The following is a 13,717-nucleotide window of genomic DNA, read 5'->3' on the forward strand; positions in this document are numbered from 1 at the left end:
GCACGGGCACGGGGCGCGTCGTCGACGCAGGCGGCACGGAAGCGGGGAGCACGGGCGCAGGCCCCGGGGGCGCAGGGTGCGGGTGCGCAGGGTGCGCAGGGTGCGGGGGCGCGAGGGGCCGGGGTCCGGGTGCGCGTGCCGGCCAAGGTCAACGTCCAGCTGGCGGTGGGGGCCGCGCGCCCCGACGGCTTCCACGACCTGGCGAACGTCTTTCTGGCGGTGGGCCTGTACGACGAGATCACCGTGACACCCGCCGACGAACTGCGGATCACCTGCAGCGGCCCGGACGCGCACCAGGTGCCCCTGGACGAGTCGAACCTGGCGGCGCGCGCGGCGATCGCGCTCGGCGCACGGCACGGCATCGAGCCGCGCGTGCACATCCACATCGACAAGGACATCCCCGTCGCGGGCGGCATGGCCGGTGGCAGCGCGGACGGTGCGGGCGCCCTGCTGGCCTGCGACGCGCTGTGGTCGCTGGGCTCCTCGCGCGAGGAACTGCTCGCGCTCTGCGCGGAGTTGGGCAGCGATGTGCCGTTCAGCCTGCTCGGCGGGGCGGCGCTCGGAACCGGCCGGGGCGAGCGGCTCACGCCCCTCGACGTCGGCGGGGCGTTCCACTGGGTCTTCGCGGTCGCGGACGGCGGTCTGTCGACGCCCGCCGTCTACGGGGAGTTCGACCGGCTCACGGAGGGCACGGGCGTCCCCGCCCCGGCCGCCGACCCGGCGCTGGTGGAGGCGCTTCGTACGGGAGACGCCGTCGCGCTGGCGGCCACCCTGGCCAACGACCTCCAGACCGCCGCCCTTTCCCTGCGCCCGTCCCTGGCCGCCACCCTCTCGGCGGGCACGGCGGCCGGCGCCCTGGGCGCCCTGGTCTCGGGCTCGGGTCCGACGACGGCGTTCCTGGCGAAGGACGAGGACGCCGCGACGCGGGTGGCGGAGGCCCTGCTCGCCTCGGGCACCTGCCGTACGGCCCGGGCGGCCCCGGCGCCGGCGCCGGGCGCGACGGTCGTCGGCGCGGAGGACGGCTGAGAGGTGCGGCAGGTGGAGGGTCGGCGAGGGTGGCGAGAGTTGGCGGGAGTTGGCGAGAGTTCGCCACTCTGTGTTGAGCGATCGCAGCTCTTGGTAGCGTGAACGTGAAGTGAGGGCTGGTGCTTCGTGCCGGCCCTCCACCCACGATCCTCACTGACCAGGGAGTTGACGATGGGAGAGCACGGAAAGCCGTCGGCCCCCACCCCGCCGGCCCCACAGCCCTCGCCGAGCACATCGGACAGCAAGCACCCCGATGTGTCGAAACCCGGCAGCGGTAAGCACAGGAAGTGACCACGGATCTCGCCCGGGGCCTGGATGACCTGCGCGCACGCGTCGTCGCCGAGTTCGATGCCGCGGACGGTTTCGCGGAACCCTGGATGCGCGACCTGTTCGTGAGGGTGCCCCGCCACGCGTTCGTCCCCGAACGGGTGTGGGAGTGGTCCGTCGAAGCGGGCTCGTACCAGCCACTGGACCGCGCGGACGACCCGGACGGCTGGGCCCGGCGCGTCCACGACATGACCCGGCCCGTGGTGACCCAGGTCGACGACGGGCGCCCCGGCCCGGCCGGGGGAGTGCTCTCCACGAGTTCGATCAGCGCGCCCGACGCCGTCTTCGCGATGCTCGCCGCCCTCGACGTGCGGCCGGGGCAGCGGGTCCTGGAGATCGGTACGGGCACCGGGTACAACGCGGCCCTGCTGTGCGAGAGGACAGGGGAGGGCACGGGCGAGGCGCCCGGCAAGGGCGAGGGCAAGGGCACGGGCACAGGCAAGAGCACGGGCGAGGCGCCCGGCATGGGCACTGGCGAGCGGAACGTCACGACCGTGGAGATCGATGCCGAGGTTGCCCGGGCCGCAGCCGAAGCCCTGCGCACTGCCGGATACCACCCCACCCTCGTGATCGGTGACGGCGAGGACGGCCATCGCCGCAAGGCGCCCTATGACCGGATCATCTCGACGGCCGCCCTGTCCCGGGTCCCCGGTGCGTGGATCACCCAGACCCGGCCGGGTGGTCTGATCGTCGCACCCTGGCGCACCACCCTCCAGCCCCGAGGCCTGGCGGTTCTCCGGGTCGCCACCGAAGGGGACCGGGCCGAGGGGCACTTCGGTCACCCCATGGCCTTCATGGACCTGCGCGGCCAGCGCCGCGCCGGCCGCTCACCGCTGCACACGCTCTACACGCCCGAGGCGTGGGAGACAGCGCGGCGCGGCACGACAGATCTCGAACCGGACTGGCTCGCCGACGACTTCCACGCCCGGTTCGCCGTCGGCCTGATGCTCCCCGGGATGTACGCGGAGCAGCAGGACACCGATGCGGGACCGGCGTGGTGGCTCTCCACCGCCACCTCCTGGGCACATCTGGCAGGGAGGTCCGTCAGGCAGTGGGGTCCGCGCGATCTCGTCGCCGACCTCGAAGAGGCGCACCGGCGTTGGAGCAGGGCCGGTGAGCCGGAGCTGTACGACTACGGGCTCACGGTGACGGCGGACGGAGGCCAGTATCCGTGGCTCCACGACCCGGAACAGCCGGTCTGGCGACCGGATGCGGATAGCCCGCCGTGAAGGGGAACTCCGCGCCGGTCCTCGCGTGCAACCGCGTACGGAACCCGCTCGGGCGACCGCTGCCGACCGGGTCGAGCGCCCGCTCGGGGGTGACCGGCCGGACAAGGGCCGGCGCCGCGACAGGGGCAGAGGCTGCCGGGAGGGGCACTAGCATCGGCCGATGCCCGGACAGCGATCAGCAGCACATCAGGTACTCCGGCGGTCGCGCCTGCTGGTGGCGATCGCGGTCAGCGTGTGCGCACTGCTGGGAACGGTACGGCTGGTGGCACCGGCCACCGGCGGGCCGGACGACGAACCGCCCGGCGTACAGCGACAGTTGGCTTTCCAGCGCGCGGCGCTGGACGACGGCGCGGGCGAAGAGGCGCAACAGCTCTTCCCGGAGGGGTACTTCTTCTCGTACGTGCTGTACGGCCTGAGCCGGGCCGAGTCCGGGATGCGCCGGCCCGCCGGCGAGCGGTCGACGGCGCTGCGCGAGGCGCGGTGGGCGCTGGAGCGGCTGAAATCCCCGTCGGGCCGCGCCCCGTTCAGCCCGGACCTCACCCCCTCGCACGGAGTCTTCTACCGGGGCTGGAGCAACTGGCTGCGCGGCGGGGTGCTGAGCCTCCAGTCGGCCGGGGAGCGCGACCCCGTCGAGGTACGCAGGTTCGCCGCCGACTCCGCCGCGCTCGCGGCGGCGTTCGACGCCTCGGACTCCCCGTACCTGGCGGCGTACCCAGGGCAGGCGTGGCCCGTCGACTCGACCGTGGCGATCGCCTCGCTGCGGCTGCACGACACGCTGCTGCCGGCCCGCTTCGACGGCACCGTCACCCGGTGGCTCCGGGCGGCGCGCGAACGGACCGACCCGGGGACCGGCCTGCTGCCGCACCGGGCCGATCCGGACACCGGCGATCCGCTGGAGTCGGCCAGGGGCAGCTCGCAGAGCCTCATCCAGCGCTTCCTCGTCGACGTCGACCCGGAGTTCGCGGATGAGCAGTACCGGCGTTTCCGCGACCGGTTCGTCGACTCTCCGTTGGCCCTCGGACCGGCGGTACGGGAGTACCCGAAAGGCACGGACGGCCCGGCCGACGTCGACTCCGGTCCGCTGCCCCTGGGCGTGAGCGCGTCGGCGACCGTGGTCACCATCGGGGCGGCCCAGGTCCATGGCGACGACCGGCTCGCGTCGGCGCTGGCGGCCTACTGCGAGTTGCTGGGACTGCCGCTCGACACCCCGTGGACCAAGCGGTACGCCTTCGGGCTGGTCCCGATCGGTGACGCGTTCCTGGCCTGGTCGAAGACCGCCCGACCCTGGGTAGCGGACCCACCACTCCCGCCGCCCGCGCCGCCCGCGTCCGTCTCGGAGTGGTGGCGGCTGCCGCTGTTGTCCCTGCTGGCGGTCCTCGGCGTCGCACCCTGGCTGCCGGCCCTGGTGCGCCGCTGTCGGCACCGTTACAGCCGGTCCGGTGCCGGCGCCGTACCCGGCCACGTGGCGGCGGACGTGCCTGCCGCAGACGGCGCTGCGCCGGGTCAGGACCGGCTCGGCGATGCCACGCGATCGGACCGGCGCTGACCGCACGATCGGCGCGAAGCGGCCGGGTCGCCGTCCTGGCCGAGGCCCCCGGCGCCGGGGGCCTCTTTTGCGTGCGCTGTTGCGTATACGGCGCCCTCAGACGCTGAAGGCGCGATTCTTGGTGAGCCAACTGTTCACGATGACCATCCGTGTCGACCAGTGGGTGCGTGATGACGGGTTCTCAGATGATGGCTGCGTAGGTGGCCTGGCTTCATCGATCTCCGCCTGCTGCCCCATGCGTACCTTGACCAGCTGATCAGCCAACTGGGGGTCAGGTCTTCGCGCGGCGCCGCCCGTCCGGCGGCTCACGGGCGCCGGGTAATGCGTCCCCCGTACCGCTTACCGCAACGGCGCACCCCACAGTCGGGACATCGCCGGAGATGTGGGGCGCGCTTCTCGTCTTGGCCCGCCTTCGCCGTGCTCGGCGGGCCGGGGGACCAGGGCGGTGACTGTCCTGGGTCGGGCGGGCGGGCTTGGTGCCGGAGTCAGAACTGTTGCTGCTTGGCGCCGGGTGGGAGGAGGCAGGGGGTGTTGACGATCAGAACGATGAGGTTGTCCGTCACGTCCCCTGCGGAGACGAACTGTTGGTCCTTTGGGTGCGTCGCATCCACCAGGTTTGCAGGGTCCTTGCTTGGATCGGATCGATATCCTTGGATTTTGAATCCCTTATCCGTGAGCGTGTCTTTGATTGCCCGGATAGCGTCGGCGTGTCGATCTTTGGGGAGCTTGGCGCGCACACTGTAATGCAGGGTGTATCGTCCGTCTTCGGATACCTCGTTGTTTTTTCCGACGCAATTGGTGAAGTTGGCTGGGGGCAGTTCTGGGTCGGCCTCAGGTTCGATCTCCGCCTTGGCTGTCCGTGCCATGGACTCGACCCAGTGCCTGGCCCACGTTTCGGCTTTCTCCTTGCTCATTCTGGGCAGCGGATCGTTGATGCTGTCGTCGGACATGCAGCCTCCCATGAGTAGGGTCAGGGTCAGGGCTGTGGCGCCCCGAACTATCGCTGAGGGAGAAGTTCGCGCCGCAGTCATCAGCCCTGCCCTCCGTCTATCGGTAGCTTGCCGGCGATGATGCGTCCTTGGTTCACCAAACTTTGGCTGCCTTCATTCCAGTAGCCGTTGTGCCCGCTTGTGTCTACGTACATTCTTTGCGCACCGAATTCTGGCTGTTTCGGGTCGGCGCCCAGTGAGAGGTCGGAGGCCCAGTTGGAGACGCGATCGTCCGGCGCCGCACCTACCCACAAGTTTTTCGAGTCGATATTGAGCTGATCTGCTCGCTCGACTGTCAGGCCTGGACTACCCAGGACAACCACGTCATCGGCATCCAGCCCCTTGCTCCCGGCGTCGGCGGCGCCTGCAGTTGTGGAGCCGTAACTGTGGGCGAGGACGGTCAGATGTGTGCGCTCGCCTTCATGGGCTGCGCGAAGACCGTGTGTGAAGCTGCGTAGATCTTCAGCTCCGCTTGTGGCACGTCCGTCGGTGGCGATACCGAGATTGATCTCGGCCTCTCGCAGCCTCCGCACATTGAGCTCCGGAGCGTTGTAGTCCAGCCACGAGATAATCGAGACATCGTTCTGCTTGCCTGCAGTCCAGTCGCTCGCTGCCTTCTGCAGCTTGTCGGCCCGCTCGATCTGGCCGCCGAAGTTGTCCAACTGGTTCGCCGTACCCGGTACCTGGACCGCTGTGTGCTTGGCCGTGTCCGGGTTGCCGATCGCGACGATTGCTCGGCCGTCCCCTTCCGTGCTTATGCCGAGCAGATACAGCTGCTTGTAGGAGGGCCCGGTTTCCGATCTCTCCAAGCGGTCTTTGAGAGCGCTGAGTGATCGGTAGCTGCTGCGGTCGTGGAATCCGAGACCGCTCTCTCGCATCGCGTAGTCGTTGAGTTGGATGTCGAGTGTCGTCCGGTTGGCCTGGTCCCGGACTGTCGCAGGAAGCCCGTCCAGCGCGCCGATCTGATCAGGAAACGCGGCGAGGTAGAAATTCTGCCTGTCATCGTCCAGGCGCGCCCACCACTCGGCAGCCTCCTTTGGGTTTTTCCCGTCCGGGATGTCCTTCTTGTTGATCCCGGCGAATTCGGCGACCCGCCCCGCGTCCTCCTGGGCGCTCGTGCCGCCGTGTCGCTTGTCGAGGTCGAACGGGTCGATCTGGTGGAGTAGTTCGGCCGCTTCGTAACTCGCCGTATCGGCGTCGGAGAGGGCGTCGTCGATGCGGGCGCGGAAGCCGCCCAGGCCCGCGTTGGCCTGCTGTTGCAGGTCTTCGTAGTCCCCATCGTTGTGGTACTTGGCATCCACGGCCTGCTTCGGCTCCACCCAGCCGTCGTCTCGGACCTTGTGCCCCGCTTCTTCAGCGTCGGCCACGGCGTTGCGCAGCTTGCGCTTCGCCGCCTGCATCTTGGTTTGCAAGGCGGCCAAGGTGGTGGCGATCAGCTGGACGTTCAGCCGTGCCGTGCCGAGCTTGCTCTCGGTCGCTTCCATCGCCTCGAAGCCGTACGTGGCGCTGACTCCGGACCAGCCCGCCTTCCGGAGCGGTCCCGTCACTCGCTTACCGCTGTCGGTCTGGGTTGTGCCCAGAGCTTCGGCGAGCTTCTTCCAAGAAGAAATCGCAGCATCGAGATCGGAGAAGTCCTGGTTGAACAGGCGTGTGAAGTTCTTCGGCATTCTTCGGTCTCACCAGCCTCTGAAACAGCTGATGACGTCCTGTTCCATGATGTCGCGACCGTCAGCGAGCATGCGCATACCCACCGCGTGCAGCGACAGGTCGTCGCGGAGAGCGCCGAGTGCGCTGCCCCAGCCGTCGCTCGTCTCCGCCATCCGAGGGCCTGCCGTCCAGTCGCGGAATGTCACGGACGCGTCCGTCAGATCGGCGAGTGCCTTCCGCAGGAACGGCTGCAGATCCGTTACCAGGCTGTCCGCCGCCCCCGCCGACGCCCTGAGCTCGCCTGCGGAGATGTTGAGGTCCCAGCCCATTCGGCCCCCATGTCGGTCCGTAGCGTCTTGAATACTCTGCGCCAATCCTACTGGTCAGTCGGTTTCGCCGGGCGAGGGACCACGAGGTGGGCGGGGCCAGGGGGTGAAGCGGCCGACGTTTCGCCCAAGACCAACGCTCCGCTCACGGCGACTACGCTGGGACGCTGACCGATCCCCCCGTACAGGAGCGTTGATGGCCGTCAATCTGGTCAATGTCGAGACAGTCACCAAGGTGTACGGCACCCGTGCGCTGCTCGACGGTGTTTCCCTCGGCGTCTCCGAGGGCGACCGGATCGGTGTCGTGGGCCGTAACGGGGACGGCAAGACGACCCTCATCCGTCTCCTCGCCAAGCTGGAGGAGGCCGACACCGGGCGCGTCACGCACAGTGGCGGGCTGCGGCTCGGGGTGCTGACCCAGCATGACTCGCTCGATCCCGGGGCCACCGTCCGGCACGAGGTCATCGGGGATCTCGCCGACCACGAGTGGGCCGGCAGCGCGCGGATCCGGGACGTGCTCACCGGGCTGTTCGGCGGGCTCGACCTGCCCGGGTTCCCCCAGGGGCTCGACACCGTCATCGGCCCGCTCTCCGGCGGTGAGCGGCGCCGGATCGCGCTCGCCAAGCTCCTCATCGGCGAGCCCGACCTGATCGTGCTGGACGAGCCCACCAACCACCTCGACGTCGAGGGCATCGCCTGGCTGGCGGGGCACCTGCGGGCCCGCAGGTCCGCCCTCGTCTGCGTGACGCACGACCGGTGGTTCCTCGACCAGGTCTGTACGCGCATGTGGGACGTCCAGCGCGGCGTGGTGCACGAGTACGAGGGCGGCTACTCCGACTACGTCTTCGCCCGCGCCGAGCGCGAGCGCATCGCCGCGACGGAGGAGGCCAAGCGGCAGAACCTGGTGCGCAAGGAGCTGGCCTGGCTGCGCCGGGGCGCGCCCGCCCGTACGTCCAAGCCGCGGTTCCGGGTGGAGGCGGCCAACGACCTGATCGCCGACGTCCCGCCGCCCCGTGACACCTCCGAGCTGATGAGGTTCGCGAACGCGCGGCTCGGCAAGACCGTCTTCGACCTGGAGGACGTGACCGTCCAGGCCGGGCCGAAGGTACTGCTCCGTCACCTCACCTGGCAGCTCGGCCCCGGCGACCGGATCGGCCTGGTCGGGGTGAACGGCGCGGGCAAGACCTCGCTGCTGAGCGCGCTCGCCGAGGCCGCCCGTACCCAGGGCGACGCGCAACCGGCGGCCGGCCGGGTCGTCGTCGGCAAGACGGTCCGGCTCGCGTACCTCTCCCAGGAGGTGGCCGAGCTCGACCCGGCGCTGCGGGTCCTCGAAGCGGTTCAGCGGGTACGGGACCGGGTCGACCTGGGCAAGGGCCGGGAGATGACCGCGGGCCAGCTGTGCGAGCAGTTCGGTTTCACGAAGGAGAAGCAGTGGACGCCCGTCGGGGACCTCTCCGGCGGTGAGCGGCGCCGGCTCCAGCTGCTGCGGCTGCTGATGGACGAGCCGAACGTCCTCTTCCTGGACGAGCCGACCAACGACCTCGACATCGAGACGCTCACCCAGCTCGAGGACCTGCTCGACGGCTGGCCGGGCTCGTTGGTCGTGATCTCCCACGACCGGTTCTTCATCGAGCGCACCACCGACAAGGTGATGGCCCTGCTCGGGGACATGACCCTGCGGATGCTGCCGCGCGGGATCGAGGAGTACCTGGAACGGCGCGCGAAGCAGGCCGAGGCATCGGCCGCTTCCGCTTCGTCGGTCGCCTCGCCCGCGGGCTCCTCGTCGTCCGCCCGGGCCGGGCAGGCCGGCCGGTCGTCCGGCGCGCGTTCCGTCGCGGGGGGCGGATCCGGCTCAGGGGCCGGCTCGGGAGCCGGGACCGGCGTGTCCTCCGCCAAGGACAGCCGCGCCGCGAAGAAGGAGCTCCAGAAGATCGAGCGGCAGCTGGACAAGCTCTCCGACCGGGAGGCGGCCCTTCACCAGGAGATCGCCGACAACCCCACGGATTTCGAGAAGGTGGCGAAACTGGACGGTGAGCTCCGTGAACTCGCGGGCACCCGGGAAGAGTTGGAAACGCGGTGGCTGGAGCTCGCGGAGAGCGCCTGAGCCGACCTGTAGAGACCGCGTGCAGAGGCCATAACGACCGCATCACGGGCCGGTCCTCCCTTGGGTACAGGGGCGGGACCGGCCCTCCTGTAGTGGGGTCCGAGTGATACAAAGAATGCCCCGCTCGACTGATGTGACGATGCGGAAACCACCGCCCGAATCGCTCCATTCCGGAGGTCAACCACCGGAATCGCGGGGGAGGCCGACCGGGCGGCGGTCCGTATGAAAAAGGGGGAAGCGCTGATGACCCAGCCGCCCGACCAGCAACCGCCGCAGGGAGGCTTCGGCGCTCCGCAGGATCCGCCGCCGCAGGCCCCGACCGGCCCGCCGCAGGCCCCGCAGGGACCGCCGCCCCAGAGCCCGCCGCCCCCGCAGGGGGCGCCACAGATGCCGCCCCAGGCTCCACCGGGGCCGCCCGGTGCCGCACAACCCGGTTCGGCCCAGCCGGGGTACGGATATCCGCAACAGCCGCCCGCACAGCCCGGGTACGGCTACCCCCAGGCCCCGCAGCCGGGACCGTACGGCCAGCAGCCGCCCCAGAGCCCGCCGGGCCAGCAGCCGGGCCCCTACGCCCAGCCCGGACCGTACGGCCAGCAGCCCGGTCCCTACGGTCAGCAGGCAGGGCCGTACGCCCAGCAGCCCGGACCGTACGGCCAGCAGGCCGGACCGTACGGCGGCGGCTACCCGCCCCAGCAGTACCCCGGCGCCCCGACACCCCCGCCCGGCGGCGGCAGCGGCAGTGGCGGCGGCAAGGACTTCTTCAAGGGCAAGCCCGGCATCATCGTCGCCTCGGCCGCCGCCGCGCTGCTCGTCATAGGCGGCGGAACGTGGTTCGCCCTCAGCGGCGACGACGAGGGCGGCTCCAAGCCCGTAGCGGGCGAGAGCGGGGACGCCAAGCGCAAGGGTTCGTCCGGCATCGACAAGGGTGACGGGACCGGCGGCGGCCGCGCGGCGGAGGACGATCTCAACGCCGGGCGCAAGGACGGCGAGTCCAAGATCTCCTGGCTCCAGACCAACGACGTGGACCTGCCGCGCAACGGCGCGGACGTGTACGGCCCGTGGATCGTCGGGGACACCGTCGTGAAGGCCATGTTCAAGAGCATCGCGGGCTACTCGGCCGCCGACGGCAAGAAGAAGTGGACGCTGACGCTGCCCGCCGAGGTGTGCGCGGCCCCCCAGACGCCCACGGCCGACGGCAAGCTCGTGATCGCGTACAAGAGCGGGACCAGCGACAAGGCCAAGTGCAACCAGTTGCAGATGGTGGACGCCACGAACGGCAAGGGCGGCTGGAAGAAGGAGGTCGCCGAGCGCGGCAACTTCGACATGCTGGGCGACATCACGCTGGCCATCAGCGGGGACACGGTCACCGCCGCCCGCACCGGCAACTCCGACGCCTACCGGGTGAGCGACGGCACGGAACTGTTCGGCAAACTGCCGGGCGAGTGCCAGCCCTACGCGTTCGCCGGCGGCGCCAAGCTCATAGCCGCCGAGAGCTGTCCCACGGCCGACTACGACACCGAGCAGAACCAGATACAGGAGCTCGACCCCGCCACCGGCAAGGCCAAGTGGACGTACAAGCTCAAGGAGAACTGGACCGTCGACAAGGCCTACTCGGTCAACCCGCTCGTCGTCTCCGTCAAGAACGACGACGAGAAGAGCTGGAGCATCCTCGCGCTCAACGCGGACGGCTCGGCGCGCTCGCAGATCGACGGCGGCGACGACAAGTTCGCGCCGCGCTGCGTGGGTTCCTTCGTCGTGTTCGGCGAGAACCTGGAAGGCTGCACCGGCGTCGCGGCCGACGCGAACACCTTCTACATGTCGACCGAGCCCGACGAGAGCGGAAGTTCGGCGACCAACGAGGTCGTCGCCTTCAACCTCGACACCGGCAAGGCGAAGTGGCGCTCCAAGGCGCCCGAGGGCCGCGAGATGGAGCCGATGGGCATGGAGGACGGCAAGGTCCTCGTCTACATGAGCGCCTCGTACAACGAGGGCGGCTCGGTCGCGACGATCGCCCCGACCGGTGGCGCGCCCAAGGTGATCCAGCGGCACCCGGCCGCCACGTCCGAGATCGAGTCGTCGTTCTACTCGCCGAAGATGCTGTACGCGGACGGCCGGTTCTACCTGGCCAGCGGCCGGGTCAGCGCGAGCAGCGACGAGGAGGAGAAGCAGACGAAGACGATGATGGCCTTCGAGGACTGATCAGGTCCCGGGCGCGTCCTCGCCTTCTCTTCCTCTCTTCCGGTTCCTTCCCTTCTCCCGCTCGCCCTGTGCGCGGCTTCCAGACGCGCGCTTCCCTTTCCGTGACTTCTTCTCCGAGGTACGACGTACGCCATGACGCAGCCGCCCCAGCCGCCCCAGCCTCCACAGCAGCCACCGAGTGAACCGCACAAGTCCCCGCAGGGAGGGTTCGGCGCTCCGCAGGACCCGCCGCCGGGCGGGTACGGCACCCCGCCGCCTCCGGCGGGACAGCCCCCGGCCGGGCCACCCCCGGCCGGGCCACCCCCGGCCGGGCCGCCTCCGCAGCCTCCGGCGCAGCCGCCGTCCGCACCGCAGGGCCAGCCGGGCCAGCCGGGCCAGCCGGGCCGGCCGGTCGAGCCGGGATACGGCTATCCGCAGCAGCAACCGGGTCAGCCGACCCAGCCCGGCCAGCCGGGGTACGGATATCCGCAGCAGCAGCCGGGCTACGGGTACCCGGGTCAGACCGGCCAGCCCGGTCAGCCGGGCCAGCAGCCGCCGGGCCCGTACGGTCAGCCTGGTCCCTACGCCCAGCCCGGCCCGTACGCCCAGCCCGGTCCTCCGTACGGTCAGCCCGGTCCGTACGGCCGGCAGGGCCCGTACACGCAGCCGCTCCAACAGGGCGGTGGCCCCGGCGGCGGGGGCGGCAAGAAGCTGACCGCCCAGATGCAGATCATCATCGCCGCGGCCGTCGCCGTCGTGCTGATCATCGGCGGCGGCATATGGTTCGCCTCGTCCGACGGCGGCGACGACCCGAAGAACGAGGCGAAGGGCGGCTCGTCGGGCTCCTCCGAGGGCGGTGGCAAGGCCCCGGACGGGCCCGGCAAGGAGAAGGCCCCGGACAACCCCGCGGCCAAGGTCGGCTTCCAACTGCCCGTGCCCAAGGTCACCGACGTGACCGCGGTGGACGGCTCCTGGCTGACCGACACGGCGTACGTGAAGACCGGCGTCAACCAGGTCGTCGGCTACGACATCAAGACGGGCGGCCAGCTCTGGACGATCCCGCTGCCCGGCCAGGTCTGCGCCGCGACGAAGCACGTCACCGACGACAACAAGACGGCGATCGCCTTCGAGGCGGCCAAGGTCACCAAGGGCAAGAGCTACCAGCCGTGCACCGAGGTCGGCGTGATCGACCTCGCGGCCGGGAAGCTGGCCTGGAGCACGTCCGTCAAGGCGTCCAACGCGGGTGACGACAAGGTCAAGTACGACGAGATCACCCTGAGCGGGAAGACCGTCGCGGCCGGTGGCACGGACGGCGGCGCCGCCTTCGACATCGCCGACGGAACGGTCCGCTGGAAGCCCGAGGTCACCGCCGACGGCTGCTACGACCAGGGGTACGCCGGCGGTCCGGCCCTGGTCGCGGTCCGCAAGTGCGGTACGTACGACGACCCGCAGCTCACCGTCCAGTACATGAACCCGGAAACCGGCGCCCCGATCTCCTCGTTCAAGATGCCCGCGGGTGTCGAGTGGACGGCTGTCGTCTCGACCAAGCCGCTGGTGGTGGCCGCCAACGTCGGTGACGTCGCGGACGACGGCAGCAGCATCTCGGACTATTTCTCGATCGACGAGAAGACCGGCAGGCTACGGGCCAAGATCCCGGCCGACGCCGACAAGTACGGCGGCCGGTGCGGATCCACCGAGGTCGAGCAGTGCCAGCAACTCGCCGTCGGCAACGGCCGGCTCTACGTTCCGACCGAGGAGCACGAGGGCAGCAGCGCGACGGGCGACACGAACGAGATCGTCTCCTTCGACCTGGCCACCGGCAAGTCCACCTCGGACCGGGCGGACGCGGGCGACCGCTACTCGATGGTTCCGCTGCGGATGGACGGCGGCAACATCATCGCGTACAAGGTGCCCCCGTACGACAAGGGCGGCCAGATCGTCTCGATCGACGGCAGCACGTTCAAGCAGACGGTGTTGTTGGAGAATCCGGCGGACGAGGCGGTCCGGGACGCGGAGACCAGCTTCTCGCTGGAGTACTCCGAGATCCTTTACGGGAAGGGCCGGATGTTCATCTCCGACAAGATGCTGAGCAAGCCGAGAGAGACCTCGCTGGACGACAAGTCGTACCTCGCGGTCGCGTTCACGACTGCCGGAGACTGACGCGGCGCGGCCCGTGTGCCGCGCCCGTGTGCCGCGCCCACGTGCCGCACTCGTGTGCCGCGCGATCAGGGCCCCGGCCCGTGCCGTTCCGCCGGACATCGTCCGCCGGCCCGGCACGGGCCGGGGCCCTTCCGCGTCTCCGGCCGCTGCCCTTCCATATCTCTTCCTCGTGCCCAACGCGGGCT

The 13,717-nt window shown here is 70.3% G+C and carries 9 protein-coding genes; 6 read left to right on the top strand and 3 right to left on the bottom strand.

The genetic code is table 11. The features are described 5' to 3' along the window. Positions 1-129: 129 nt before the first annotated feature. The 3 genes from ACU6P3_RS20095 (at position 130) to ACU6P3_RS20105 (ending at position 4,128) form a co-directional block, all read left to right on the top strand. Complete coding sequence (locus ACU6P3_RS20095; protein ID WP_447197978.1) at positions 130-1,026, top strand: 4-(cytidine 5'-diphospho)-2-C-methyl-D-erythritol kinase; 897 nt, start codon at positions 130-132, stop codon at positions 1,024-1,026. A gap of 287 nt (positions 1,027-1,313) precedes the next feature. Continuing rightward, positions 1,314-2,582, top strand: coding sequence for a methyltransferase domain-containing protein (locus tag ACU6P3_RS20100; protein ID WP_447193501.1), 1,269 nt, complete (start codon positions 1,314-1,316; stop codon positions 2,580-2,582). A 160-nt stretch (positions 2,583-2,742) separates the two neighbouring features. Further along, the gene (locus ACU6P3_RS20105) at positions 2,743-4,128 is read left to right on the top strand and encodes a hypothetical protein (RefSeq protein WP_447193502.1); all 1,386 of its coding nucleotides are present in this window, start codon (positions 2,743-2,745) and stop codon (positions 4,126-4,128) included. 485 nt (positions 4,129-4,613) lie between these two features. Here ACU6P3_RS20105 and ACU6P3_RS20110 read toward each other — a convergent pair whose 3' ends face one another. The 3 genes from ACU6P3_RS20110 to ACU6P3_RS20120 form a co-directional block, all read right to left on the bottom strand. Further along, positions 4,614-5,078 carry a hypothetical protein gene (locus ACU6P3_RS20110; protein WP_447193503.1) on the bottom strand — a complete coding sequence of 155 codons (465 nt, stop codon included), beginning with the start codon at positions 5,076-5,078 and terminating at the stop codon, positions 4,614-4,616. A gap of 80 nt (positions 5,079-5,158) precedes the next feature. Beyond that, positions 5,159-6,784, bottom strand: a complete 1,626-nt coding sequence (locus tag ACU6P3_RS20115; protein WP_447193504.1) for an alpha/beta hydrolase — start codon at positions 6,782-6,784, stop codon at positions 5,159-5,161. A 9-nt stretch (positions 6,785-6,793) separates the two neighbouring features. Continuing rightward, on the bottom strand, positions 6,794-7,093 hold the full coding sequence (locus ACU6P3_RS20120) for a hypothetical protein (RefSeq protein WP_447193505.1): 300 nt from the start codon (positions 7,091-7,093) through the stop codon (positions 6,794-6,796). Between the two features lie 193 nt (positions 7,094-7,286). On the opposite strand from ACU6P3_RS20120, the gene ACU6P3_RS20125 reads away from it, so the two are divergent. The 3 genes from ACU6P3_RS20125 to ACU6P3_RS20135 all read left to right on the top strand — a co-directional run bounded on the left by ACU6P3_RS20125 (position 7,287) and on the right by ACU6P3_RS20135 (position 13,532). After that, positions 7,287-9,194: an ABC-F family ATP-binding cassette domain-containing protein gene (locus tag ACU6P3_RS20125; RefSeq protein ID WP_447193506.1), complete on the top strand. Its 1,908-nt coding sequence runs from the start codon at positions 7,287-7,289 to the stop codon at positions 9,192-9,194. A 243-nt stretch (positions 9,195-9,437) separates the two neighbouring features. After that, complete coding sequence (locus ACU6P3_RS20130; RefSeq protein WP_447193507.1) at positions 9,438-11,393, top strand: outer membrane protein assembly factor BamB family protein; 1,956 nt, start codon at positions 9,438-9,440, stop codon at positions 11,391-11,393. A gap of 132 nt (positions 11,394-11,525) precedes the next feature. Then, on the top strand, positions 11,526-13,532 hold the full coding sequence (locus tag ACU6P3_RS20135; protein ID WP_447193508.1) for an outer membrane protein assembly factor BamB family protein: 2,007 nt from the start codon (positions 11,526-11,528) through the stop codon (positions 13,530-13,532). The last annotated feature ends 185 nt before the right edge of the window (positions 13,533-13,717 follow it).

It is taken from the genome of Streptomyces hebeiensis, from assembly GCF_052983195.1.